This window comes from Serratia proteamaculans, assembly GCF_946227095.1.
Lineage (GTDB): Bacteria > Pseudomonadota > Gammaproteobacteria > Enterobacterales > Enterobacteriaceae > Serratia > Serratia proteamaculans_E.
Genome location: NZ_CAMISV010000004.1, coordinates 316,167 through 341,731 on the forward strand (window position 1 = coordinate 316,167; position 25,565 = coordinate 341,731).

At 57.7% G+C, this 25,565-nt stretch carries 15 protein-coding genes; 7 read left to right on the forward strand and 8 right to left on the reverse strand.

Going from position 1 to position 25,565, the window contains the following annotated elements:
- The first annotated feature begins 45 nt into the window (after positions 1–45).
- A complete protein-coding gene (locus OC597_RS10570; RefSeq protein ID WP_261285307.1) occupies positions 46–966 on the forward strand; it encodes a LysR family transcriptional regulator in 921 nt (306 codons plus the stop codon).
- 27 nt (positions 967–993) lie between these two features.
- Here the strand turns inward: OC597_RS10570 and OC597_RS10575 are convergent, their stop codons facing one another.
- On the reverse strand, positions 994–1,656 hold the full coding sequence (locus OC597_RS10575; protein WP_262208644.1) for a DedA family protein: 663 nt from the start codon (positions 1,654–1,656) through the stop codon (positions 994–996).
- Positions 1,657–1,808: 152 nt separating this feature from the next.
- Complete coding sequence (gene metC / locus OC597_RS10580; protein ID WP_261257623.1) at positions 1,809–3,005, reverse strand: cystathionine beta-lyase; 1,197 nt, start codon at positions 3,003–3,005, stop codon at positions 1,809–1,811.
- Positions 3,006–3,462: 457 nt separating this feature from the next.
- On the opposite strand from metC, the gene exbB reads away from it, so the two are divergent.
- From exbB to OC597_RS10595, 3 genes are all read left to right on the forward strand, one after another.
- On the forward strand, positions 3,463–4,434 hold the full coding sequence (gene exbB / locus OC597_RS10585; protein ID WP_261257621.1) for a tol-pal system-associated acyl-CoA thioesterase: 972 nt from the start codon (positions 3,463–3,465) through the stop codon (positions 4,432–4,434).
- 3 nt (positions 4,435–4,437) lie between these two features.
- Positions 4,438–4,860, forward strand: a complete 423-nt coding sequence (exbD, locus tag OC597_RS10590) for a TonB system transport protein ExbD (RefSeq protein ID WP_085119216.1) — start codon at positions 4,438–4,440, stop codon at positions 4,858–4,860.
- Between the two features lie 137 nt (positions 4,861–4,997).
- Entirely contained in the window at positions 4,998–5,258 is a 261-nt protein-coding gene (locus tag OC597_RS10595; protein ID WP_099063320.1) for a type II toxin-antitoxin system ParD family antitoxin, read from the forward strand.
- A gap of 68 nt (positions 5,259–5,326) precedes the next feature.
- Here the strand turns inward: OC597_RS10595 and OC597_RS10600 are convergent, their stop codons facing one another.
- The 6 genes from OC597_RS10600 to cscK form a co-directional block, all read right to left on the reverse strand.
- A complete protein-coding gene (locus OC597_RS10600) occupies positions 5,327–6,145 on the reverse strand; it encodes a shikimate 5-dehydrogenase (protein ID WP_262208647.1) in 819 nt (272 codons plus the stop codon).
- Positions 6,146–6,176: 31 nt separating this feature from the next.
- Positions 6,177–7,220, reverse strand: a complete 1,044-nt coding sequence (locus OC597_RS10605; RefSeq protein WP_099063323.1) for a LacI family DNA-binding transcriptional regulator — start codon at positions 7,218–7,220, stop codon at positions 6,177–6,179.
- 21 nt (positions 7,221–7,241) lie between these two features.
- The gene (locus OC597_RS10610) at positions 7,242–8,651 is read right to left on the reverse strand and encodes a glycoside hydrolase family 32 protein (RefSeq protein WP_262208649.1); all 1,410 of its coding nucleotides are present in this window, start codon (positions 8,649–8,651) and stop codon (positions 7,242–7,244) included.
- Complete coding sequence (locus OC597_RS10615) at positions 8,651–10,021, reverse strand: sucrose-specific PTS transporter subunit IIBC (protein ID WP_262208651.1); 1,371 nt, start codon at positions 10,019–10,021, stop codon at positions 8,651–8,653. The genes OC597_RS10610 and OC597_RS10615 overlap by 1 nt, the downstream gene beginning before the upstream one ends.
- A 65-nt stretch (positions 10,022–10,086) precedes the next feature.
- Complete coding sequence (locus OC597_RS10620) at positions 10,087–11,496, reverse strand: carbohydrate porin (RefSeq protein ID WP_262208653.1); 1,410 nt, start codon at positions 11,494–11,496, stop codon at positions 10,087–10,089.
- A 398-nt stretch (positions 11,497–11,894) separates the two neighbouring features.
- On the reverse strand, positions 11,895–12,824 hold the full coding sequence (gene cscK / locus OC597_RS10625) for a fructokinase (RefSeq protein ID WP_207977478.1): 930 nt from the start codon (positions 12,822–12,824) through the stop codon (positions 11,895–11,897).
- A gap of 577 nt (positions 12,825–13,401) precedes the next feature.
- On the opposite strand from cscK, the gene OC597_RS10630 reads away from it, so the two are divergent.
- Genes OC597_RS10630 through OC597_RS10640 form a run of 3 tightly spaced genes read left to right on the forward strand, consistent with a single transcriptional unit; the run spans position 13,402 to position 25,565 of the window.
- The gene (locus tag OC597_RS10630; protein ID WP_261257613.1) at positions 13,402–15,117 is read left to right on the forward strand and encodes a ShlB/FhaC/HecB family hemolysin secretion/activation protein; all 1,716 of its coding nucleotides are present in this window, start codon (positions 13,402–13,404) and stop codon (positions 15,115–15,117) included.
- Positions 15,118–15,127: 10 nt separating this feature from the next.
- Positions 15,128–15,658, forward strand: a complete 531-nt coding sequence (locus OC597_RS10635; RefSeq protein ID WP_129937312.1) for a toxin-activating lysine-acyltransferase — start codon at positions 15,128–15,130, stop codon at positions 15,656–15,658.
- Positions 15,659–15,668: 10 nt separating this feature from the next.
- Positions 15,669–25,565 carry a hemagglutinin repeat-containing protein gene (locus OC597_RS10640; protein ID WP_262208656.1) on the forward strand — a complete coding sequence of 3,299 codons (9,897 nt, stop codon included), beginning with the start codon at positions 15,669–15,671 and terminating at the stop codon, positions 25,563–25,565.

Sequence of the window (25,565 nt, forward strand, 5' to 3'; positions counted from 1 at the left end):
TGGCGATAAGATTTCCTTTGATTGTTTCTCTCAGGGCTACAAAACATGACCGATCGCTTGAAGGGTATTTCGGTGTTTGTCACCGCCGTAGAGGCCGGGAGTTTCGCGCTGGCCGCCAGCCGGCTGCACCTTTCGCGTTCGGCTGTGGGCAAAACTATCGCCCGGCTGGAGCAGCGGTTGGCCGTGCGCCTGTTCCATCGCACCACCCGCAGTCAGAGCCTGACCGACGATGGCGCGCTGTTCTACGAACGCTGCCTGCGGGCGCTGGAGGAGATCCGCAGCGCAGAAACCTTGCTGGAGTCGGGCAAGCAGCAGGTCAGCGGCAGGTTGAGAGTGTCGATGCCGGTGCTGTTCGGCCGTATGTGCATTGCACCCTTGCTAACCGGCCTGGCGCGTGAGCACCCCGGGTTGGAGCTGGAACTGTCATTCAACGATCGCATCGTGGACTTGATTGAGGACGGTTTTGATCTGGCGATCCGCAATGGGACGTTGGTCAGCAGCAGTGGGTTGGTGGCGCGCAGCATTGGCGATCACCGCATGACGTTGTGCGCCGCGCCGGAATACCTGCAGCAGCATGGTGAGCCGAAAAGCCTCGAACAGCTGACTCAACATGATGCGGTGACCTACATGCGTGCCGGTGTGGTGCGCAATTGGCTGATCCCGGATAGCGGCGGCAAAGTACAGGAAGTGATGCCGAACAAGCGGCTGCAGATGGATGACTTGCAGGCGATGGCGGATGCCACGGTGGCCGGATTTGGCATCTCCTGGCTGCCTTGCTGGCTGGTGCGGGAATCGTTGTTGAAAGGGGAATTGGTCAGGCTGATGCGCGATCGGCCCGGCATGTCATTTGAGGCTCACGCGGTGTGGCCGCAAACGCCACATTTGCCGTTGAAGGTACGACTGGCGGTGGATACGCTGGTGAGCAAGTTGCCCCCCAGCCTGGCACAGGTTGAAAAAACGCTGTAGGGGCGACGACTGCCGCCCTTTAATGCATCAGGAAGAGGCGGCGCGTTTTTTGCGCCAGATAACCAACATGGCGCCCAGCAGACCAACTAACAGCAGCAGCAGCGGCAGGATCATCAGCCCGGTCATCACCTGGCTTTCGTAGCGTTTTACCAATGGGATCTGGCTGAAAGCGTAGCCAAGACCGACCACCGAGCCTACCCAAACCACGGCACTCAGCCAGTTGAATAGTTGGAAACGGGTACTGTTCAAACCGGAGATGCCGGCCATGGTCGGCAGCAGGGTGCGGACAAAACTCAGAAAACGGCCGATCACCAGTGCCATCAGGCCATGGCGGTTAAACAGATTGTGCGCGCGTTGATGATACTGGGCAGGCAACTGCAGCAGCCAGCCTTTGACCAGATTAGTGTGGCCCAGCCAGCGCCCCTGCAGGTAACTCAGCCAACAGCCAAGACTGGCGGCGACGGTCAAAATGATCAGCGTTGGCATAAAGGCCATCACGCCTTTGGCGATCAGTGCGCCGGATAACAGCAGCAGGCTGTCGCCGGGCAAGAAGGAGGCTGGTAGTAACCCGTTTTCTAAAAATAGAGTGGTGAAAAGTACGGCATAAACCACCCAAATTACGCTTGGATCGGCAAGGGCAATGAAGTCCTGCTGCCAAAGCGCATGAACAATCTCTCGTAATACATCCATTATATATCCTGTTGCATGCCGGTTGCGCCTGGAGCCAAATTCTCCAGGAGGCGGTGTTGACCGTATCTGACAGTTACCCGCCTAGTGTACCGCTATTAGCTTAAGCACACATTAAACGAGGCGAATAAAGTTGCGCTGCAACAGGTAATCTGTCAGTGCGCGTTGGCGAGACGGTCGAATCCGGCAGCGAGGTCGGCGATCAAATCCTGCACGTTCTCCAGACCGATATGCAGGCGTACCAGGGTACCCGAGAAGTCGACGCCACCCGCCGGGCGGATCGCTTCCAGCTCCTCCGGCTGGTTAGCCAGGATCAGTGACTCATAGCCACCCCAGGAATAGGCCATGCTGAAGTGGCTGAAGTTGTCCAGATACTCAGCCAACTGCACGTCACTCAGACGCTGTTTCAACACGAAAGAGAACAGGCCGTTGCAGCCGCTGAAATCACGGCGGTAAAACTCGTGGCCCTTGCAACTGGGCAGTTCCGGGTGATTGACTACCGCCACCTCCGGCCGTGCGGCCAGCCAGTTGGCGACTTCAATACTGCTCTGCTGGTGTTGCTTCAGGCGGACACCCAGCGTGCGCAGGCCGCGGCTGGCCATATAGGCGGTATCGGCATCCACCATCTGGCCCATCAAATATGAGTACTCGCGTAGCTGATCCCAACAGCGTGGGTTGGCTACGGCGGTGCCGAGCATGTAATCGGAATGACCGATAATGTATTTGGTACCGGCCTGAATCGAAATATCGATGTCGAAATCCAGCGCTTTGAACAGCACACCGGCCGCCCAGGTATTATCAATCATGATCACCACTTCCGGTGCCACGGCACGTATGGCCTGCACCATGGCCGGGATATCCTGAACTTCCATGGTGATCGAGCCGGGTGACTCAAGGAATACCACGCGGGTATTGGGTTGGATAAGCCTGGCAATATCGGCGCCGATCAGTGGATCGTAATAGGTGGTCGCCACGTTCATACGGTTCAGGATATGGGTGCAAAAATCCTGCGTGGGTTCATAGACCGAACCGGTCATCAGCAGATGATCGCCAGCGCTGACAAACGACAGGATGGCGTTGGAGACCGCTGCCGCGCCGCAAGGGTAAAGCACACAGCCCGCACCGCCTTCCAGCTCAACCATTGCATCCTGCAACGCGAAGTGGGTCAGGGTGCCGCGCCGCCCGTAAAACAGTTCGCCATGGGCCCGCTTGGCGGTGGCGTGTTTTTTGGCCGCCACCGAATCAAAGACCAGTGAAGAGGCGCGTTGGGTGACGGGGTTGACGGAACCTTGGGTATAGCGCTTGCTGCGTCCTGCGCCGATCAGGGTGGTTTCGATGTTTTTTGACGTCATAGGAGCGGGCTCACCTTTGGCTTGGTCTTCACGGGGCATTTGCGATAGCCCTTACGTTAGCATGACATCTGATAGCCATCCAGACGTTTTAACCGCCAAATATGGAAACGGCGGTAATCCTCTGTCCGAGGTCATTCCGGCACGCCATCCTTCTGCTTGTTGGCAATAACCAAGCGGGTTTATCGGCAAACCTGCGATGTGACGACAAAATGCGATAAAAACCCTGATTTTGTTACATCTCTGTGCGGTAAAAGTGACGAAAAACCTTATAAAAGGTGCTTATAGGGCCGAACAGGACGCGATTGGGTTGTCCTGGCCGCTTTGCGGGGGCCGAAGCGTAATTTTCCCGATTATTTGGTAAATAATAATGAGAACTACTATCAATCCCTGATTGGTTTGATATGATCGCACGCTGAATTATTCCTCAAATTTGATCGGTAACGGGTGGAGGCACAGCGTGAAAACGGCTGGCAAGAATTTAAATCAAGGATCGTTCGGTCAGGGCCGGGCGCAATGGGGCCAGGCATTTGGCCGCGGTCTGATCGCTTCAATGGTATTGGTGGTGGGCCTGGCCGGTAGCGCACAGGCAGCTCCGGCGGCTAATCCGGCCGTGACTCAAAGCGTTGCTGCGGCCTCTGCGCCTGCCGCAACTGCCCCGGAAAGTATCACCCCGGTGAACCCACAGCCGACCATCCAGCCGCCGGAAACCCGCGGAATGGATCTGTCCGTCTGGGGCATGTACCAGCATGCGGACATCGTGGTGAAAATCGTGATGATCGGCCTGGTGCTGGCGTCTATCGTCACCTGGACCATCCTGTTCTCCAAGGGCAGCGAACTGTTCCGCGCCAAGCGCCGTCTGCGCCGCGAACAGCTGGCGCTGGCCAATGTTCGCTCGCTGGATGAAGCCTCCGAGCTGGCACAGAACTTCTCGGATGAAAGCATCAGTTCCGTCTTGCTGAACGATGCGCAGAACGAACTGGAGCTGTCGGCGGAGTCTAACGACAACAACGGCATCAAGGAACGTACCGGTTTCCGTCTGGAGCGTCGCGTCGCGGGCTACAGCCGTAACATGGGTCGTGGCAATGGTTTCCTGGCCACCATCGGGGCCATCTCGCCGTTTGTCGGCCTGTTCGGTACCGTTTGGGGCATCATGAACAGCTTTATCGGCATCGCCCACTCGCAGACCACCAACCTGGCAGTGGTTGCGCCCGGCATCGCAGAAGCGCTGCTGGCAACCGCACTGGGGCTGGTTGCTGCGATCCCGGCGGTGGTGATTTATAACATCTTCGCCCGTGTGATCAGCGGTCATCGTGCTCAGGTTGGCGACGTAGCGGCGCAGGTTCTGCTGCTGCTGGGCCGCGATTTGGATCTGGCCGCCACCGCGGAAGCCAAACGTTCACAGCATTCACACCAACTGCGGGTGGGGTGAGTTATGGCGATGCGCTTAAATGAAGATCTGGACGACAGCGGCGAACTGCATGAAATCAACGTGACGCCGTTTATCGACGTCATGCTGGTGCTGTTGATTATCTTTATGGTGGCCGCGCCGCTGGCAACGGTAGATATCCGTGTCGATCTCCCAGCTTCTTCTGCCAAACCGCAGCCGCGTCCGGAAAAACCGGTGTTCCTGTCGGTAAAAGCGGACAAGCAGTTGTACGTTGGCGAACAGGCGGTCAGCGCAGATCAACTGACGTCGGTGCTGGATCAGCGGACTCAGGCCAACAAAGAGACCACCATCTTCTTCCAGGCGGACAAGACCGTGGACTACGAGACGCTGATGAGCGTGATGGATACGCTGCGTAAAGCCGGTTACCTGAAAGTAGGGCTGGTGGGGATGGAAGGCACCGCCAAATAGCGGCTGACATCACCCAAGGTAAGAAGGGCGCTCAGGCGCCCTTTTTTATTGCCTGAATTTCGTACAAACGCTTGACGTGCCCTCGGCAAATGAAAATACTAATAGATAGTAATTAACACTACTTTCCGGAGTCGGCTATGCCAACCAGCATTGCTTTAAGCCCTCATTTTGAGAAGTTCGTTCATGAGCAAATTGACAGCGGGCGTTACGGCAACGTCAGCGAAGTAATACGGGCAGGTCTGCGCCTGCTCGAAGAACATGAACGGGCGATGAAAATCGAACAACTGCGAGTGGCTATTGCACAGGGAATAGAAAGTGGTGAGGGGGTCCCGGCGGAGGAGGCATTTACGCGTTTGCGGACTAAATACCAACGGATGGTAGATAACGGAAGTGACTAATGGGGCTAACAATTCGTTAGGACGTTAAGGGCTGCCTCGTCTGTTCAACCCCCAACGTCCAACCTTATTCAGCCGCGAGCATGGGCCGCCGCACGGGCGATCTGCTCATCGGTAGGGCGCACGCCGGTATAAAGCACAAACTGTTCCAGCGCCTGCAGCGCAATCACTTCCGCGCCGGTAATCGCCCGTTTGCCATGCTCACGCCCGTAGCGAATCAACGGGGTTTCCGCCGGTAACGCCACCACGTCAAAGACGATTTTCGCCGCATCAATCGTCGCGGCGGCAAAGGCCAACTGCTCCGCTTCTGCCCCTCCGGCCATACCGATTGGCGTGACGTTAATCACCATATCCACGCTTAAGTCACCGACCTCTGCCAGCCACTGATAACCATAGGCATTGGCCAGCGCCTGACCGGCCTGTGGATTACGGGCGATGATATGGCCATTTTTGAAACCGGCATCACGCAGCGCGGCGGTGACCGCTTTCGCCATACCGCCGCTGCCGCGCAGGGCAAAGGAGGTTTCCACCGGGATCTGATGCTGCGCCAGCAGTTTGGCGATGGCGATATAATCGGTGTTATATGCCCGCAGGAAACCTTCATCATTGACGATAGTATTGACCGACTCAATTGCCGTGGCGGAAGCATCCAACTCGTCGAGGAAAGGAATACAGCTCTCTTTGAACGGCATCGATACCGCGCAGCCACGAATGCCCAGCGCACGCACGCCGCCCACCGCCGCCTGAATGTCCTGGGTGGTGAAGGCCTTGTAGATAAAGTTCAGATCCAGTTCCTGGTACAGATAATTGTGGAAACGGGTGCCAAAGTTACCTGGGCGGCCGGCCAGCGACATGCACAGCTGGGTATCTTTATTAATCTCACGGCTCATGCTGAGCTCCTTAACCGGGAAAAAGAAAAGCTTAAGGCTGACCGAGCAACGCCTTCGAACCGGCGTGACGCCAGTGGATGCTGCCCGGCAGGTATAGCGCGTTCTGCTCTAATGGTCGCTCGTCAATCAGCGCGCTGACCATGTCGAAACTGTGTTGGGCCAGGGCGCGGCAGTCCTGCGCCACGGTGTCGATTTTTAACGTCAGGCCGTCGAACAGGTAGTGATCGTCAAAGCTGCACAGATGCAGGTCGCTTTCCATCAACTGGTGTTGATTCAGGTAGCGCAGTACCCCTTCCAGCAGGCCGCAGGCGGCGGTAAACAGCGCCTTGGGCGGTCGGCCCAGCTGTGCACAGAGTTGGGCGAACATCTCGTAGCCGGAACTGGGGTGATAATTACCGTTGATGATCCATTCCGGTTTACAGACCACCCCGGCGCGTTCAAGACCGAGCTGGAAACCGGCCAGCCGATCGCGCGTCGGTGAGATACGAGGCTGCCCACCAAGGAAATAGAATTCGTCGGGATGCTGGCGTGCGACGTTTTCCACCAGTGTGGCGGTTGAGGTCAGCGAGTCGGTGATCACCAGCGGCAGATCGGAGCCGATGATCAGCCGGTCCATCTGCACTACCGGCAGGCTGGCATTAATCTTTTGGTATTCCGCATCGTTGAGCTGGCTGGAGGCGACAATCAGGCCATCGACCTGGCGCTGCACCAGGCTGTTTACCGCCATCATTTCCTGCGCCGGGTTTTCATCGGTACAGGCGATCAATAACTGCAAACCGGCCTCGCGGCACAGGGTTTCCAGCTCGCGTGAAATTACCGCAAAACCGTAGTTGGTCATTTCCGGCACCACCAGCCCCAGGGTATGACTGCGAGAAGAACGCAGTGAACGGGCGTGGAAGCTGGGCTGGTAGTGGTGCTCGCCGGCCAGTGCCAGGATACGATCGCGGGTGTCGTCGGATACCCGGTATTCCTTGCTGCGGCCGTTAAGCACCAGGCTGGCGGTCGATTTCGACACGCCAGCCAGTGCGGCAATATCACTGATGGTTATGCGTTTATTTTTTTTCACTGACGGCATCTGAATTCATCGAAGGATGCGTCATTCTAGCATGCATGGCGTCAGCGACCAGTGCTGGAGCGCCAGTGGGGCTTCACCACTCAGGTGCAGCAGCGGTTGCGGGCCAGGGAAGTAGCGCGCGCTCATCACCGCTTCGCCGTGGTTGATAAAAATCTCCACGCTGGAGCGGTCAAACAACAGTTGCAGCTGGTTGAGGGTACCACGCCAGTAGCGGTGCTCCGGTTGCCCGCTACGCAGGTTATTACGCGTCAGCCGCAACAAATTACCGTCCCAGGCCAGCGTCATTGCCCCGCCAAAGTCAGCCCTGAATGCCCCCGTGGGGGTCAGCAGCAGCTCCGCGCTGTCAATCGGCCAGGCGGGGGCGTTGTTGGCGATGTCCTGCCATTGGCGGCCTTCATCCCGCAGCCGTTGCAGTTCGCGCGCCGGTTGTTGGTAAAGCTTGCCGTTATGCAGCGACAATTCGCGCGGGCAGGTCAGGGTGTGGATCCAGCCGTATTGCAACGTCGGGTGACAGTCCTCGTCTTGCTCCGGCACGCCCATCCAGCCGACCAGCAGCCGGCGACCGTCTTCGGCCAGGGTGGTTTGCGGCGCATAGAATTCGAACCCGAGATCCAGCTCGTGGAAGGCCCCATGTTCGAACCTGGCCTGCTGATAATCCAGCTTGCCGGTCAGATAGCCCGCCTGATAAACGTTGAGATAACGCTCGGCCTGCGCTGCCAGCCCTTGTGGACAGCAGATCAGCACTTCGGCGTCGTCCAGCGTACACAGGTCCGGGCACTCCCACATATAGCCGAAATCACCGATGCCGTTCAGCTGTGAACCGGCAATCTCCCCAAGCAACTGCCAGTTGCGCAGATCGGCGGATCGCAGCAGCAGCACTTTGCCGCAGTCTTGCAGGTCACGAGCGCCGAGCACCATGTACCATTGGTCCTGATGATGCCAGACTTTGGGATCGCGCACGTGGCCGCTATAGCCCGGTGGCAGTGGCAATACCGGACCGAGCTTGTCATAGCCGCCTTGCGCATTTTCTTGCGCCAGACACTGGTAGGCGGTGCGCGAGCCGTCGGGGTATTTAACGTTGCCGGTATACGCCAGCATGATTTTGCCGTCCGCCACCACCGCCGAGCCGGAGTAACAGCCGTGGCTGTCGTAGCAGGCACCCGGTACCAGGGCTACCGGCTGATGCTGCCAGTTGACCAGATCCGTCGACTGCCAGTGGCCCCAACATTTGTTGCGATGATCGCAACCCAGCGGGTTCCACTGATAGAACAGGTGATAGACGCCGTTATGCTGAATAAAGCCATTGGGATCGTTGAGCAACCCGACGCTGGGCGCCAGGTGCCATGCCGGTCGGTGCGGATCGCGCAGCGCCTGTGGCATGCCGCTCATCAACGCCTGAACGGCCTGTTTCATTAATTGCAGTTCTTCCATTATTCGCTGTCCGTTTTGTATTTCAGCAGCAACGAGAGAATAAAGGCGCTGCCAAAGGCGATCACCAGACCAATGATATAGCTGACCAGCGAGCTGGCCTGCACGATCGCCATCCCTGGGATAGCCGTCAGCCCGACCGCATTCATGCCAACATGATTGGCCACCACCCAGGCTCCTCCGAGCGCGCCGCCCACCAATGCCGCCAGGAAGGGTTTCACAAAGCGCAGGTTGATGCCGAACAACGCCGCTTCGGTAATGCCGAGCATGGCGGAAAAGGCCGAAGGTACCGCAATGGCTTTGATCTTGGCGTCGCGGGTTTTGAAATACACCGCCAGACAGGCACCGCCCTGAGCGATATTGGCCATCGACCAGATCGGCAGCAGGAAGTTAACGCCGATATTCGGGTTGCCGAGCAGCCCGGCCTCGACGGCGTGGAAGCTGTGGTGGATACCGGTGATGACGATGACGGAATACAGCCCGCCGAACAGCAAACCGGCAAACCAACCGGCGTGGGCGATCAGCGTGCTGAGCACCAGTGAGATACCGTCACCCAGCGCCCGGCCGGCCGGGCCGATAAACAGCATAGCGACGAAGCCGGAGATCACTACCGTCAGGAAGGGGGTCAGGATCAGATCCAGTGAGTTGGGGATCACTTTGCGCAGCTGTTTTTCCAGCACGCTCATAAACCACACCGTCAGCAGCACCGGGAACACCGTGCCCTGATAGCCGATCATGGCGACCTCCAGCCCGAAGAAGTCCATGGTGTGGAAACCGCTGGCGACGCCCCAGGCATTGGTCAGCGCCGGGTGGGTCAGGATGCCGCCGAGCGTGGCGCCCAGATAGGGGTTACCGCCGAATTCACGTGCGGCGGTGAAGCCGATCAGGATCGGTAAAATAATGAATGCCGCCGAGCTGAACATATCCAGCATCACAAACACGGCGCTGTTGGCATCGGCCCAGCCGTAGGTTTTTACCATGCCGAGCAGGCCCATCAACAGGCCGGAGGCGACGATAGCCGGGATGATCGGCACAAAGATGTTCGACAGCAGACGGGCAATGCGTTGCAGCGGGTTGAGTTTCTTCGCCGCGATGTCGGCGGCCTCGGACTTGCTGGATTCGTTGACGCCGGCCGCCTTGATAAATTCTGCGTGCACCTTGTTGACCAGCCCGGTGCCGAAAATCACCTGGATTTGCCCGGCATTGCTGAAGCAGCCTTTCACGCCTTCCAGCTTGCCGATCGCCACCTTGTCGACCTTGCTGTCATCCAGCAGCACCAGGCGCAGGCGCGTGGCACAGTGGGCGGCGCTGGCAATATTTTCTTTGCCGCCGAGCAGCGGCAACAGCGCGTTAGCGGTTGCGGTAATGTCCATGTTCACTCCCTTAATAAATAAAAATGCCGCCGCAGTGTTTCGCGGCGGAAATCAGCTCATCGATGTCAGAAGAAGTACTTGAACCGTGCGCGCACGCCGTAGCGCTGATCGTCGCTGGCGTTGGCTATTTTGTTCTCGGCGTTGGCCTCCAGCATTGAGACGTAGGCACCAAGATACAGATTGAAGTTCTTCATATTCATGATGTTTGGTATTTGGTACGAAGTATGAATGGTGTGAATATCATATTTGCCCGGTTCGCTGAGCGGGTTGCTGATGTCGGCGCTCATCCCGGCGGTGTTGAACTCTTTGATATTGTTGTGGGCGTAGATATAACCCACTTCAAAGCGGCGCCACAGGACGTTGATTCCGGCGGTAAAGTCCTGCTCACCCGAGGCGTCCAGGTAGGCGGTGCTCAGGTTGGCGACCACGCCGTTGTCCGGATTGGCGGCGGTGTTGTTCCAACTGAGGGTCATGCCGTAGCCGTTACGTTTGGACTGGTCGACAAATTGCCCCTGGCTGTCGTGATAGCCGTAGGCATTGTTGACCACGTTGCTTTCCATCGCGACCGCCGCGCTGAGCTGGTCTTTTTTCCAGGCGATCACCGGCCGCAGGTAGGCGACATTTTTCTTATTATCCAGGCTGTTGCCGTGGTAGGCCTCATCCTGGAACAGTGAGGTGCCGTCTTCCACCAGCGTATTCAGCTCGAAGTAGAAGTCACCGGCGTACTTGCTCAGCATCAGGTTGCCGCCGCTGCTGCTACGACCACGGCCTTCTTTCATCATGTAGATATAGCCGAAGCCATCGGCATACAGATCGTTGGCGGTATTGCCGGAATACTGGATGAAGGTGTCCTGATTGAGCGGGAACATGTCGTAGGCTTCAAACCGGCCAATCTTGGTCTGCCAGTTCTTTTCGTTACCGAAGAAGAAGGCGGCATCGTCGAGGTTCATTTTTCCGGTCATGTCGGCCAGCGGTTGCACGCTGAAGCCGGAGAAATTGCCGTCCGGATTGCGTCGGTAGCCGTCCACACCGACCAGAATACGGCCGTTGATATCCCAGCGCTCTTTGTTACCGGGCTTCCAGTCCTTGTTGTCGCTGCTTTTCAGCGAGGTGAGCTGGCCGCTGCGGCTGGCGCCGTCCAGGTTGAACTCGACGTCGCCGTACAGTTTCAGGTCGGTTAAGCCGGTGAGTTGCAGTTTGCCGGCCGGTGCGGCGTGGGTTTCCAGCGTCGCGGTGCGCTGGGCCACCTGTACGGTTTGTCGCTCGGTGTTGGCAGTGCGCTGTTCTAGCTGTTGTGCCCGGCGTTCCGCCACCGTGGCACGAGTCTCAGCCTGAGTCGCACGTTGTTCGGCCTGTTGCAGTCGTTGTTCCAGTGCATTCAGACGCGCTTCGATACTGGTATTGGCGCCTGACGCCGCCGCAGAGGTGGAGATAAGGAGCCCTGTAGTGATGGCCAGATAGCTAAGTTTTTTCATGATTTTCTATCATCCGGGAAGGTTGTTATTATTTTTTGCTAAATTGCTAAACCGGTTTTTCAGGATGAAAGATAGTGAGTTGAACGGTGGCTGGCAATCAAGTTTGCTAACCCGATTCAGCTATTGTGATCGAGCCCGCAAAATACCGACTGGAGATGCCAGGGATGAGACTGTCTTCGTAAAGTTCGCTAACAAGGCTGCTTTTATCCTGAGATACCCGGGCCTAGCGCACCGAGGGGCCATTATGGGACACGTCCGTGTGTCCCACCCTACGGGCCGACTGGAAGTCGTTCCAATTTGCTCCCGGCAAATTGGTCGGCAGCTAAAGCTGCTACGACCCCTTCGGCACGCTCTCCCTAATAACGGGCTTTGTTAACGGCTTGCATAGTTATATCCGGTTAGCGCTGCAGGAAGTCCTGCAACTCGTCGGCATGCGGCAGGGCGGTCATCGCGCCTTTGGCGGTGGTGGCCAGCGCACCGCAGGCCTGGGCTTGGGCGATCACCGCAGGCCATTGAGCTTCCTGCGGCAAAGCGCCGAGATGAGCCAGCGCGGCCAACAAACCGGCGACAAAGGCGTCGCCCGCCCCGGTGGTATCGACCGGGGTGATTGAAGGGGCGCGGAAATGACGGATCTGCTTGCCGTCATGTACGCAGACGCCGTCGCCGCCTAATGTCACCAGTAACAAACGCAGCGGGTAGCGCTGCATCATCCAGTCGATGCCGCTCTCTAACTCACCGATATTGCTGATAAAACTCAGTTCTTCCAGCGAAATTTTCACCACGTCCGCCAGCAGCAGCGCTTTTTGCAGGCAGGGGCGCAGCGCTTCCGGCTGGCGCCAGACGTCTTCCCGAATGTTGGGGTCAAAGCTGACCCAGCCACCGGCCGCTTTGATGTTCTCCATTGCGGTGAAGGTGGTGCTGCGGCTCGGTTCCTGTGACAGGGCGATAGAGCAGACGTGCAGCCACTCATCCGCTTTGAAATCAGGCAGATCCTCAGGTTGCAGAAACAGATCGGCACTCGGGTTCACCATGAAGGTAAAAGAGCGTTCCCCCATCAGATCGAGGTCCACTACCACGGTGGAGGTGTGGTAGTCGGGGTCCTGAGACAGGTGGTCGATGTCTACTCGTTCTTCTCTCAATACCCGCTGCAGGAAGGCCCCGAAGCTGTCCTTGCCTACCCGACCGATAAAGGCGCTGTCGCCACCCAGACGAGCGATGCCTACCGCTACATTGGCGGGCGCACCACCGGGGCACTTAAGGTAACTGTTTGAATTTTCAGGAACCAGATCGACGACTGCGTCACCCAATACCCATACTCGATTAGCCATGTTCAATCCTGTTTTCAGCGGACTCTGATGACGAGCTAAAATAGAAGAACCGGTTTAGCAATGCAATGAAAGAATCAGAGACGGGCTGGCACGGTTCGCCTGGGAGGGGTGGGAATCGGTGACGCAGGGCAATAAGTTATAGCAACTTGGAATAAGTAACACATTGACAAATATAATAAAAAACCAGATGAAAATTAATGAGTAATATCGCTAACTTAGGTGTGAAATAAGTAAAGTAACAGGGTTTAAATAGGATGTTTCCTAATTGAATGGGGGTATTTCAGGATGATTTCTTTGTGATGAATAATTGCATTGTTGAGATGCAATTATTCATTTCCCTCAATTTAATTTAAATAGGTTATTTAATTTTATCTTTTAAATACATTGTCTTATGTGTTTTTTATTGTGTTATTTTCGGGTGTGGATATTAGCGTGGCAGAGTGTTCTTGTCCGGGTTTTTGTTATCCAGCGCCCATTGTTGGCCAAAATTAAGTTGATTGTGTGCTATTCGTGCGCATAATGTTCGCGTTTGTTTACAATTCTTATCTTTTATTTGTCTTTCGACAGGGAAAAAGTAATGCGCCACTCCGCTTACTCTTCGCTCGGCCTTGCCGTGCGCAAGGGCTGTATTCCATTTAGCTCCGTTGTCTTGCCGCTGTTTATATTCAGCCAACCGCTGCTGGCGGCAACCCCAAACAACGAACAGTTGATCATACAGCAGCAGCGGCAAAAGGCACTGGAACAGCAACTGACGCCACCAACGCCGGATGTTCGCCTGTCTCCGCCTTCGTCCAGTTTTGGCCGCATTGCTTTCCCGCAGGAAAAACCCTGTTTCCCTATCGATCAGGTGCTATTAAGCGGTCAGGATAATTTGCCCCACTGGCTGCCGCTGCAGCGTATCGCCAATCAGGCGCAGGGACGTTGCTTGGGTGGGCAGGGTATCAACCTGCTGATGAGCACCCTGCAAAACCGGCTGGTGGATCACGGCTATATCACTACCCGCGTGCTGGCACCGACTCAGGATCTGAAAAGCGGCAAGCTGCGGTTGGTGGTGGTACCGGGCTATGTGCGGCAGGTGAAGTTGACGCCGGACAGCGGCCACTATATTCAGCCCTACAGCAGCTTCCCGGCCCATGCGGGAAATTTGCTAGATCTGCGCGATATCGAACAGGGGCTGGAAAACCTGCAGCGCCTGCCGACGGTGCAGGCCAATATGGAAATCATCCCCGGCGAACAGCCGGGCGAAAGCGATATTGCCCTGAGCTGGAAGCAGGAACGCATGTGGCGCGTTGGTGCCTCACTGGATGATTCCGGTACCAAGAGCACCGGGCGTTATCAGGGCGGCCTGACGCTGTCACTGGATAACCCGTTCTCGCTCAGTGACCTGTTCTATATCTCCGGCTCCAGCGACCTGCAAAACCAGGGCGGTCGGGGGACCAAAAATATCACCGGTCATTATTCAGTGCCGTTCGGCTATTGGATGGCCGGGGTGACGGCCAACAGCTACGACTACCACCAGACCATTGCCGGGCAGAATCAGGATTACCGCTACAGCGGCAAGAGCAAAAACCTGGATTTCCAGCTCAGTCGGGTGCTGCACCGTAACGGCAGCCAGAAAACCACGCTGACCTATGACGTGCTGGCGCGCGAATCCAGCAACTACATCAACGATACCGAAGTGGAAGTGCAGCGTCGGCGCACCTCCGGCTGGCGGCTGGGGTTACAGCACCGCCACTATATTCAACAGGCCACGCTGGACGCCGGTGTCAGCTATCAGCGCGGCACCCGCTGGTTCGGCGCATTGCCGGCCCCGGAAGAAACCTTTGGCGAAGCCACGGCGCTCAGCAAAATTGTGCAGCTCAACGCCCAGCTCGACGTGCCGTTCAGCCTGTTTAGCCAGAACTTCAGATACAACGTGCAATACCAACGACAGATCAGCGATACCCCGCTGACGCCGCAGGATCAGTTTGCTATCGGCAACCGCTGGACGGTGCGCGGCTTTGACGGTGAGCGCACCCTGAATGCTAACCACGGCTGGTTTGTACGTAACGACCTGGCCTGGCGCACACCGTTGCAGGGGCAAGAGCTGTACCTCGGTGCGGACTACGGCGAAGTGGGCGGTTATGGTTCTGATTATCTGGCGGGGCAACACCTGGCCGGTGGCGTAGTCGGTCTGCGGGGTTATGCCTTTAAGGTGGGTTACGACCTGTTCGCCGGCGTGCCGTTCTCCAAACCGGACGGTTTCAGCACCAGCCCGGTCACCCTGGGCTTTAACCTGAGCTGGAACTACTGAGGGCATGACAATGCGAGCAGGCGAATACGATATCAGAGCGCCGCTGATCCTCGGCGGTGACGACAGTGAGGCGGAAGCCTTTGGCGCAGCGGTCTGGCTGTGGATGCATTCGCCGATGCACCGCGATGCGCCGTTGCACACCTTGCCAACGCTGCTGTTACCGATTATCAAGCGCCAGCAATATGTGCTGGTGTCGCAGCAAAATCAGCCGGTGTTCTTCCTCAGCTGGGCCTGGATGAGCCAGGAGGCAGAGGCACGCTACCTGACGCAGCCGGCGGTGAACATGCAGGAAAGTGACTGGAACAGTGGCGATCGTCTGTGGTTTTGCGACTGGATCGCGCCATTTGGCCATACGCGGGAAATGCGCAATCTGATCGCCGGGGAGATCTTCCCACACCTGTGCGTACGGGCGCTGTATCACCGGGGGGATCAACGCGGAAAACGCGTGGTGAACTTTAAAGGTACGCAGGTCAGCCATCAGCAAGCGCAGCAATGGTGGGAAAGCCACCCGTTAGCGGTCGAGCCGTCAGAAATTCAATAAGGACATTGCCATGAACAAGAACCTGTATCGTATCGTTTTCAACAAAGCGCGTGGCATGCTGATGGTGGTGGCGGATATCGCCCGCTCCGGCCGTGCCGGATCTGCCCGCTCGCCGGGTTTGGGCCAGACGCTGAGCCAATGTATCGGTAAGATCAGCGCTGTCAGCTTTAGCTTGCTGATCGCGCTGGGTGCCATACAGCCGGTGCAGGCGGCGATTATTGCCGACGGCAATGCGCCGGGTGGCCAGCAGCCAACCATTGTTAACAGCGCCAACGGTACGCCACAGGTCAATATTCAAACGCCAAGCGCCGGTGGGGTGTCCCGCAATACCTACAGCCAGTTTGACGTCGACAAGCAGGGCGCGATCCTCAACAACTCCCACAAAATGACCCAAACCCAACAGGGCGGCTGGGTCGATGGCAACCCATGGCTGGCGAAGGGCGAAGCCAAGGTGATCCTCAATGAGGTTAACTCCCGCGATCCCAGCCGCCTGAACGGTTACATCGAAGTGGCCGGTCAGCGGGCGCAGGTGGTGATCGCCAACCCGTCCGGTATTACCTGTAACGGCTGCGGCTTTATCAATGCCAACCGCGCCACCCTGACCACCGGTCAGGCGCAGATGAACAACGGTAACCTGACCGGTTTTAACGTCGAACGCGGCGAAGTGGTGGTTGAAGGTGCCGGTATGGACAGTTCGCGCCAGGATTACACCGAGATCATCGCCCGATCGACGAAGATCAATGCCGGTCTTTGGGCTAACGATCTCAAAGTAACCACCGGTCGCAACAAGGTGGATGTGGCGCATCAGCAGATCGACAAGCAGAGTGACGATCCTGCTACCCGCCCGCAACTGGCGGTGGACGTGGCGAAGCTGGGCGGCATGTATGCCGGTAAGATCCGTATGATCGGTACCGAAACCGGCGTCGGGGTGCGTAACGCCGGTAATATCGGTGCGCAGGCCGGCAGTGTGGTAGTGACTGCCGACGGCCGGATTGAAAACAGCGGCAAAATCAGCAGCGGCGGCGATACGCAACTGGCCTCGAAGGGCGGTGTCAGCAACAGCGGTTCGGTGTTTGCGGCGGGCAATGCCGGGGTTAACAGCGACGGAGAGGTGCAAAACAGCGGCTCTATCGCTGCGCGTAACCATGTACGCGTACAGGCAGCCAGCCTGAGCAGCAGCAAAGGCAGTACGCTGGCGGCCGGTGTACAGCAGGATGGCAAGCTGGGCGGCAGTGGCGAACTGGCACTGACCACCAGCGGTAAGCTTACAGCACAAGGCCAGAACCTGGCGGCGGGCGATCTGCGTGCTAATGGGCAGGGCGCGGATTTCAGCGGCAGCCGGACGGCGGCCACTAATGTCACGCTGGACGCCGGACAGGGCGACTTGACCACGGCCAATGCGCAGGTTGAAGCAACGCAACAACTGACCGCCAGCGGCAAGCGGTTGAACAACGACGGCGGTAAGCTGGCGGCGAATAAACTGGCGCTGAATGCGCATGAGTTATCGAACCGTAAGGGCGAAATCACCCAGCTTGGCGGCGATGATTTGACGCTGAGCCCGCAGGCTAAGTTGGACAACGCCGGTGGCCGTATCGCCAGCAACGGCAATGGCCTGACGCTGAATGCCGGGAGTATCGACAACCAGAGCGGGGAAATCGTGCATGCCGGTAAAGGCGCGCTGACGGTGAATACCGCTCGGCTGCAGGGCGATGGCGGCAAGCTGCTGTCCAACGGCCAGCTCAGTATGCTGGGTGGCGACTACGTACTGGATAGCGGGACCACGTCGGCGCAGCAGATCACGTTGGATGCTGACAGCCTGTCTAACCGCAATGGCCAACTGGTGCAGAGCGGCAACGGTGAAATGCGTCTCAACACTCGCCGAGGTATTGATAATCAGGGGGGCCAACTGGCCGCCAACGGCAACGTGACGCTAAACGCGGCACAGTTGAACAACCAGAATGGCAAAGTGATTGCCGCGCAGGACGGGAGCCTGAAGGCACAGGTCAGCGGGGCAATCGATAACCGCCAGGGGCAGTTAGCGGCCAGCCAGCATACCCGGCTGCAGGCGGATAAACTGGATAACCGCAAGGGGCTGGTTTCCGCTGCCACAGGCAGTGCAGAGGTTGCGGCCCAACAGGCATTGGACAACGGCAGCGGTCGTATCGAAGCTAAACAGGGCCTGCAACTGAGCGGTGCCGGGCTGGAAAATCAGGCTGGGCAGGTGGTGGGCGGCGAGCTTGCTCTGGCACTCGGCAAGGGCGCACTGAACAACCAGCTTGGCACTATTGCCGCCACTGGCGATCTGCGCTTGAACAGCGGAGCGCTGACCAATGACGGCGGCCTGCTGCAATCCGCCGGCAACATGAGCATGGATACCCAGGGCGCAGCCTTGAGTAACCGCCAGAGCGGTGAAACCGGCGGCATCCTCAGCCAGGGGACGCTGACGATCCACAGCGGCGCGCTGGACAACACTCAGGGCATGCTGGTAGGCGGCGGCACGACCGATCTGTTCACCGGCCGTCTGGATAACAGCAAAGGCACGTTGGTTGGCAAGCAGCAGTTGAACATCAACAGCCTGGCGCTGACCAATGACGGCGGTCTGTTGCAGGCGGGCGGCGATGCGACTCTCAATACCCAGGGGCAGGCCTTAACCAACCGCGACAGCGGCAAGAATGGCGGCATCAGCAGCCTGGGTAAATTGACGATCGACAGCGGAGCGGTGGATAACCAGAGCGGTTTTATCGCCAGCTCGGGCGATCTGCAATTGCACGGCGCCCAACTGGATAACCGCCAGGGGACGTTGGCTTCCGAGAAGCACTTATCGGCTGCGGTCAACACCCTCAACAACCAGGGCGGAGCAATTAAATCCGGTCAGGATATGGTGCTGAATGCCAAAGACCTGCTGGATAACAGCAATCTTGGGGTGATTGGCGCAGGTAAAAAACTGCAGCTGGATAGCGACCATCTGGTGAATAACCAGGGTACCTTGGTCAGCGCCGATGCGGCGAAGATCAACTTCGGTTTGCTGGAAAATCAGGGCGGCCAACTGGCGGCCCAGACGGTGCTGGAGTTGCACGGTAACAGCCTGAATAACAACGACGGCGGTCTGATCCAGAGCGGTGATCGGCTGGAACTGGCGGTCGATCGACTGACCAATAACCACAGTGGCGACAAAGGCGGTATTACCAGCCAGGGTGCCATGAACCTCACCACCGGCGTGTTCGACAACGGCCAGGGCGTGGTAATTGCCGGTAAAAATCTCAAGCTTGACGCCGAAGCGCTGTTGAACGGCGGTGGCAAACTGGTGGCGCAGCAAGCATTGGAGCTCAACACCACCGGCAGCCTGAGTAATCAGGGCGGGCTGGTGCAGTCGGGCGCGGATATGCAGATCGACACCCATGGCCAATTGCTGGATAACCAGAACGGCACCTTGCACAGCCTGGGCCAGCTGCAACTCAGCAGTGGCGACCTCAATAACCAGGGCGGCACGCTGGGAGCCAAAGGCGATTTCACCCTGGCGGCGCTGAAACTGGACAACAGCAACGGCGGACGGATTATCGGCGAGAAGGCGATGACGCTCACCAGCGCCGGTCTGGATAACCGCAATGGACAAATTCAGGCGGTTGGCAACCTGCTGCTGGACAGTGCTCAGGGAATTATCGATAACACCCTGGGGTTGATCCGCAGCGGTGCCAGCGTCACGCTCAACGCTCTGCAGTTCACCAACGACACTACTCAGGCGGAAAATAAAGGGCTGGAAGGCCAGTCTGTGGTGCTGAACACCGGCACGCTGAGCAACCGTGGTGGCAACATTCTGGCTAACCAACAGTTGACCCTCACCAACGCCGGCCTGCTGGATAACAGCGGCGGCCAACTGGCGGCCAGTGGAAATCTGCAGCTGCAGGGCGCAGCGCTAAACCTGTTGAATACCGCCGGTACCCTCAAGGCGGGCAAGCTGCTGGACATCAATGCCACAGCGATCGGCGGCGACGGGCAGTTGCTGTCGCTGGGCGACATTAATCTGGTCAGCGCACAGGGTATCAATAACAGCGGCGAGATGATCGCCAATGGCAATTTCAACTTCACCACGCCGGGTGATGTTACCAACAGTGGTAAACTGCTGGCGGGTTCCAAGCTTGATCTGCACGCCAACAACCTGTTCAACAGTGCCAGCGGTGAGATCAATGCCGGGCAGGACTGGCTGACGGTGAACGGCACCCTGACCAACTACGGCCTGATTGACGGCAAGCACACCCTGCTGACGGCCAACACGCTGACCAACATTGGAACCGGCCGTATTTATGGTGACGCCATCGGCGTGCAGACCCTGACCTTCAACAACCTGGCGGAGAACGGCACCGCCGCCACGCTGGCCGGGCGCGAACGGGTGGATATTGGCACCCAAACGCTGAACAACTACGGGCACGGGTTGATCTACAGCGGTGGCGATATGGCGATTGGCGGTCAGCTTGATGCCAACTATCTTGCCAGCGGACAGGCGGGCACCCTCAACAACCACAGCTCGACCATTGAGTCTGCCGGTAACATGGCGCTGTCCGCCGGGCAGATCAATAACGTCAATGACCACTTCAGCACCGAGCTGGTGACGGTATCCAGCGACAAGCTGACCGAATACCAACTGAGCGGCTCCGACAAGCGTTATCAGCCGGACGAGATCCGCATCACCCATGATGAGGTGAACTACCTCAACACGCCGGACGGCCGTAAAGACAACTACAACCAGTTCGATTTTAACCGTACGGTGCAGGAAACTCAGATCAAGGAAAGCGATCCGGCCAAGATAATCGCCGGTGGCGATATGGCGATCAACGCCGGTCATCTGCTCAATGACAAGAGCCAGGTGGTCGCGGGCGGTACGCTGGCGATTAATGCCGGCAGCGTGGATAACGTGGCGGTGGCGGGCCAGCGCTTGACTACCGACGCCGGGGAAGTGACCAATTACTACCGCATCAAGAAGAAAGGCAAGGACAAGCAGGGACATAACGCCACGGCCTATACGCCGCCGACCACCATTCAGACCATTGCGCTGAAACCGAGCCAGCTGATCGACCACGGGCAGGTTGCAGGTAACCCGATCGCCATTACGCCACTGACGCCACAGGGTACCGATGCTACCATCGGCGCGGCCGGTGGGGTGAATGCGGTGGTGACCGGCAGTGATATCTCCGCCGGGATGCAGAGCATCGGCAGCGGTGCGATACCGGTGATCCAGGCTGTGGCCTTGCAACCGGGCCAGCAGTTTGAAGTCGCCAACAAGGTAAACAGTCAGCAGGGCGACGCGGTAGACAGCGTGGTACGCATTGTCGGGCCGGACACTCGCTTGCCGGACAACAGCCTGTTCAAAACCAATCCGGCACCGGGTGGGCAGTATTTGGTGGAAACCGATCCACGCTTCACCAACCAAAAATCCTGGCTGGGCTCGGACTATATGATTGCCAAGGCCACCAATAACCAGGACAACGTGTTGAAGCGTCTGGGCGATGGTTACTACGAGCAGCGGCTGATCCGCGAACAGGTGATCAATCTGACCGGCCAGCGTTATCTGGACGGTTACAACAATGACGAAGAACAGTTCAAGGCCCTGATGGATCAGGGGCTGACCTTTAGCCAGCAATATAACCTGAAGGTCGGTGTGGCGCTGACGCCAGAGCAGATGGGGCTGTTGACCAAAGACATCGTCTGGCTGGTGAATGCCAAGGTCACGCTGCCGGACGGCAGCCAGCAAAACGTGCTGGTGCCGCAGGTGTATGCCCGCATGCAACCGGGCGATCTGGACGGTTCCGGCGCCTTGATTGCCGGGCGCAACGTCAACCTCAATCTGGGGGAAGGCCTGTTTAACAGTGGCCATATCGCCGGTCGCGAAGTGGTGAAACTGAGCGCGGCCAACATCACCAACGTGGCGGGCAATATTCAGGGGGCCGATGTAGGCCTGATTGCCCGTACCGACATCAACAATATTGGCGGCGTGATCCAGGGCAACAACTCGCTGTTGGCCAGCGCCGGGCGTGACATTAACGCCATCAGCACCACCCGTACGGCGCAGAGCGTTAACGGCGCCAACAGTTTCGAGCGCACCAACATCGACAGCGTGGCGGGCATGTATGTGCAAGGCGCCGACGGCAAGCTGATGCTGCAGGCCGGTCGCGACATCAAACTGGATGCGGCGCAGGTGGTTAACAGCGGTGAGAACGGTCAGACGGTGCTGAATGCCGGGCGCGATCTCAACCTGAATACGGTGACCACCGCCAGCCGCGACAACCTGATTTGGAACGGTGATAACAGCCTGAAACAGGGCAACAGCCAGCAAGTGGGCAGCGAAGTGGTCGGCAAGGGGGCCGTGACCCTCAACGCGGGCAACGATCTCAATGCCCGTGCGGCAACGGTTTCCGCCGGTGAGGCACTTAACCTGAATGCCGGTCATGATATCAACATCCTCAGCGGTGAGAACACTCGCGATCTGGACGAACGTCATAAGGTGACCGGCGGCAACGGCCTGATGTCGAAAACCACCACTACCACCCGCGACAGCTTCGATCGCCAGACTGCCCAGGGCAGCACCCTGAGCGGTGACAGCATCAACGTGCTGGCAGGTAACGATCTGCGCGTGCAGGGCAGCAGCGTGGCCGGCACTCAGGATGTAAAACTGTTGGCGGGTAACGATCTGACCGTGACTGGCGCGACCGAGAGCAACCGCGAATTGCACCTCAAACAGGAGAAAAAATCCGGCCTGATGAGCAGCGGTGGCATCGGCATCAGCTACGGTACCGAAAGCCTGAAAACCACCGATACCGCACAGGGCCTGACCAATCAGGGCAGCACCCTCGGTAGCGTGAATGGCAACCTGACGCTGGGGGCCGGTAACAACCTGGCGGTGACCGGTTCTGAACTGGTGGCCGGCAAAGATATGGCGTTGAGTGGCAAGAATGTGTCGGTGACGCAGGCGCAGGACCAGAACAGCCAGACCCACAAGGTTGAACAGAAAAAATCCGGGCTGACGCTGGCGCTTTCCGGCACGGTCGGCAGCGCGTTGAACACCGCGGTGGAAACCTCACAGCAGGCAAAATCTACCGACGACAGCCGTCTGGCGGCGTTGCAGGGCACCAAAGCGGCGCTAAGTGGCGTGCAGGCCGTTCAGGCGGCGCGCTTGGCCGAGGCGCAGGGTGCCGATCCCGCCAACAACAACATGGTGGGGATCAGCATTTCCTACGGTACCCAGTCCTCCACCTCGACCCAGAACAGCGGGCAGAGCACCGCCCAGGGCAGCAGCCTGACGGCGGGCAACAACCTGAGCATCACCGCCAGTGGCAATGGCGTGAAGGGCCAGGATGGTGACATCACCGTGCAGGGCAGCCAACTGCAGGCGGGTAAAGACGTCACCCTGAATGCCAACCGTGACGTGAACCTGCTTTCTGCCGCCAACACCCAGTATCTGGACGGCAAGAACGAAAGCCAGGGCGGTACGCTGGGCGTGGGTATCGGCGTCGGTTCCGGTGGCATCGGGCTGAGCGTCTCCGCCAGTGTCAACAAAGGCAAAGGCAACGAGAAGGGCAACGGCACCACGCATACCGAAACCACGGTGAACGCCGGTAATCAGGTCAACATCACCAGCGGACGTGACACCAACCTGATCGGCGCGCAGGTCACCGGCGAATCGGTGAAGGCCGACGTGGGCCGCAACCTGTTGCTGGAAAGTCAGCAGGACAGCGATCGTTACGACTCGAAGCAGCAAAATGCCAGCGCCGGTGGCAGCTTCACCTTCGGCTCCATGACCGGCTCCGGCAGCATCAGCCTGAGCAAAGACAAGATGCACAGCAACTACGACAGCGTGCAGGAGCAGACCGGTATCTTCGCCGGCAAGGGCGGCTTTGATCTGACGGTAGGCGAACATACCCAGCTTAACGGCGCGGTGATTGGCAGCACCGCCACGGCGGACAAAAACAAACTCGACACCGGCACGCTGGGCTTTAAGGACATCCACAATCAGGCTGATTTCGAGGTAGAGCACCAGAGTGTGGGCATCAGTTCCGGCGGCAGCATTGGTAGCCAGTTCGCCGGTAACATGGCCAACGGCCTGCTGGTGGGGGCCAACAACAGCGGACATGACAGCTCAACCACCCAATCGGCGGTGAGCGACGGCACCATCATCATTCGCGATCAGGACAAACAGACGCAGAACGTCAGTGACCTGAGCCGCGACGTAGAGCACGCCAACCAAACCCTGAGCCCGATCTTCGATAAAGAGAAAGAGCAGAAACGCCTGCAGCAGGCGCAGTTGATCGGCGAGATCGGCAATCAGGCGATGGACATCGCCCGGACTGAGGGGGATATCCGCTCGATCAACGCAGGCAAGGCGGAACTGGCAGCGAAGGGCGAAAAAGAGCCGGGCAAAGGGGCGACGAAGGAACAGTGGAAAGCTTACAACGATAAGCTGCATGCGACAGACAGCTACAAAGCGACGCAAAAAGAATGGGGCACCGGCAGCTCGGTTCAAAAAGGTATGCAGGCAGCCACAGCGGCGATTCAGGGGCTGGCAGGCAACAACCTGGCACAGGCAATGGCAGGAGGGTTGAGCCCTTATGCGGCTGGCGTTATCAAAGCCATGACGACCAATGCCGATGGCAGCACCAACGTTGCCGCGAACGCGATGGCGCATGCCGTGTGGGGGGCAGTAGCGGCCAAGGCCAGTGGTAACAGTGCACTAGCGGGGGCAGCAGGAGCAGCCACCGGAGAGCTGATGGCGCGTTATATTGCGGGCGAGCTTTATCCGGATGTGAAACCGGAAAACCTGACGGAAGATCAAAAGCAAACCCTGAGTGCGCTGGGAACCTTGGCAGCAGGGCTGGCAGGCGGGCTGGTAGGTGAGGGGACTGGAGATGCCGTCGCAGGCGCGCAAAGCGGCAAGAATGCGGTGGAGAATAACTACCTCAGCGATGCTCAACTGATTCAAAAAGATAAAGAGTTAGCTGAGTGTGGCACGTTGGTATGCAAAGCGGGTACTCAGGCTAAATGGACCGCAATAGATGCGGGCCAGGATGGTAGCTTTGCTGCGGGAATGGTTGCGGGGGTTCCGGCTTCATTGTACGAAACTGTTGAAGGCCTTGTAAAAATGGGCATGAGCCCTGTTGACACATGGAATTCTATTGCTGCTTTATTCGATGGTGAGGGGGCATTGAGCAATGTCAGTAATGCAATCAAACAGTCCTATATCGACAGAATAGACAAACTGACAGTCGAGTATCAGAAGGCTGGGGCAAGCGGATCATTCAATGCAGGGGTTGAAGGCGGTAAACTACTTACAGATATTGCATCTTTGGCCGCTGGCGGTGCTGGGTTAGTGAAGGGTGGTGTAGTAATCACGGAAAAGATTGCGGCTAAGGTGATTGGGAAAGCCGAGTCTGCAGGGAAAAAACTGCTTGATATAAATGTTAATGCAGGCAGTAAGCGAAATTGGGACAAAGCTATCAATGGAGATCTTGAAGCGAATGCACGCTATCGTTTGAGCAACGGCCATGAATATATTACGGATAATACAGGACGAGTCACTACTGTGGAGGGTAAACTTTCTCTAACCGCTATGGATAGGAATACCTATCAACAATGCGCAATGGGTAAGTGTGGTAATCCTGGTGACGATGGTGGCCATTTAATCGCTTCTTCGTTAGGTGGCGCTGGTGACAGGATAAATATTGTTCCGCAATCACGAACACTTAACCGCCAAGATTGGAAAAGAATGGAAAACTCTTTGCGAAGTGATATGAACGCAGGGAAAGCAGTTAGTGTGAAAATTGATGTAGGATATCCGGACGGTGGAGGTGTTCGTCCCGATGCATTTAGGGTGACGGCCATCATAGATGGTGTGCCTAAAACATACACATTTATACAGTGA

What these genes read in the sequence shown, in the direction of transcription:
- OC597_RS10570 (WP_261285307.1), top strand. Translation starts at nt 46, where the DNA reads ATGACCGATCGCTTGAAGGGTATTTCGGTGTTTGTCACCGCCGTAGAG.
- OC597_RS10575 (WP_262208644.1), bottom strand. Translation starts at nt 1,656, where the DNA reads ATGGATGTATTACGAGAGATTGTTCATGCGCTTTGGCAGCAGGACTTC.
- metC (WP_261257623.1), bottom strand. Translation starts at nt 3,005, where the DNA reads ATGACGTCAAAAAACATCGAAACCACCCTGATCGGCGCAGGACGCAGC.
- exbD (WP_085119216.1), top strand. Translation starts at nt 4,438, where the DNA reads ATGGCGATGCGCTTAAATGAAGATCTGGACGACAGCGGCGAACTGCAT.
- OC597_RS10595 (WP_099063320.1), top strand. Translation starts at nt 4,998, where the DNA reads ATGCCAACCAGCATTGCTTTAAGCCCTCATTTTGAGAAGTTCGTTCAT.
- OC597_RS10600 (WP_262208647.1), bottom strand. Translation starts at nt 6,145, where the DNA reads ATGAGCCGTGAGATTAATAAAGATACCCAGCTGTGCATGTCGCTGGCC.
- OC597_RS10605 (WP_099063323.1), bottom strand. Translation starts at nt 7,220, where the DNA reads ATGCCGTCAGTGAAAAAAAATAAACGCATAACCATCAGTGATATTGCC.
- OC597_RS10610 (WP_262208649.1), bottom strand. Translation starts at nt 8,651, where the DNA reads ATGGAAGAACTGCAATTAATGAAACAGGCCGTTCAGGCGTTGATGAGC.
- OC597_RS10615 (WP_262208651.1), bottom strand. Translation starts at nt 10,021, where the DNA reads ATGGACATTACCGCAACCGCTAACGCGCTGTTGCCGCTGCTCGGCGGC.
- OC597_RS10620 (WP_262208653.1), bottom strand. Translation starts at nt 11,496, where the DNA reads ATGAAAAAACTTAGCTATCTGGCCATCACTACAGGGCTCCTTATCTCC.
- cscK (WP_207977478.1), bottom strand. Translation starts at nt 12,824, where the DNA reads ATGGCTAATCGAGTATGGGTATTGGGTGACGCAGTCGTCGATCTGGTT.
- OC597_RS10630 (WP_261257613.1), top strand. Translation starts at nt 13,402, where the DNA reads ATGCGCCACTCCGCTTACTCTTCGCTCGGCCTTGCCGTGCGCAAGGGC.
- OC597_RS10635 (WP_129937312.1), top strand. Translation starts at nt 15,128, where the DNA reads ATGCGAGCAGGCGAATACGATATCAGAGCGCCGCTGATCCTCGGCGGT.
- OC597_RS10640 (WP_262208656.1), top strand. Translation starts at nt 15,669, where the DNA reads ATGAACAAGAACCTGTATCGTATCGTTTTCAACAAAGCGCGTGGCATG.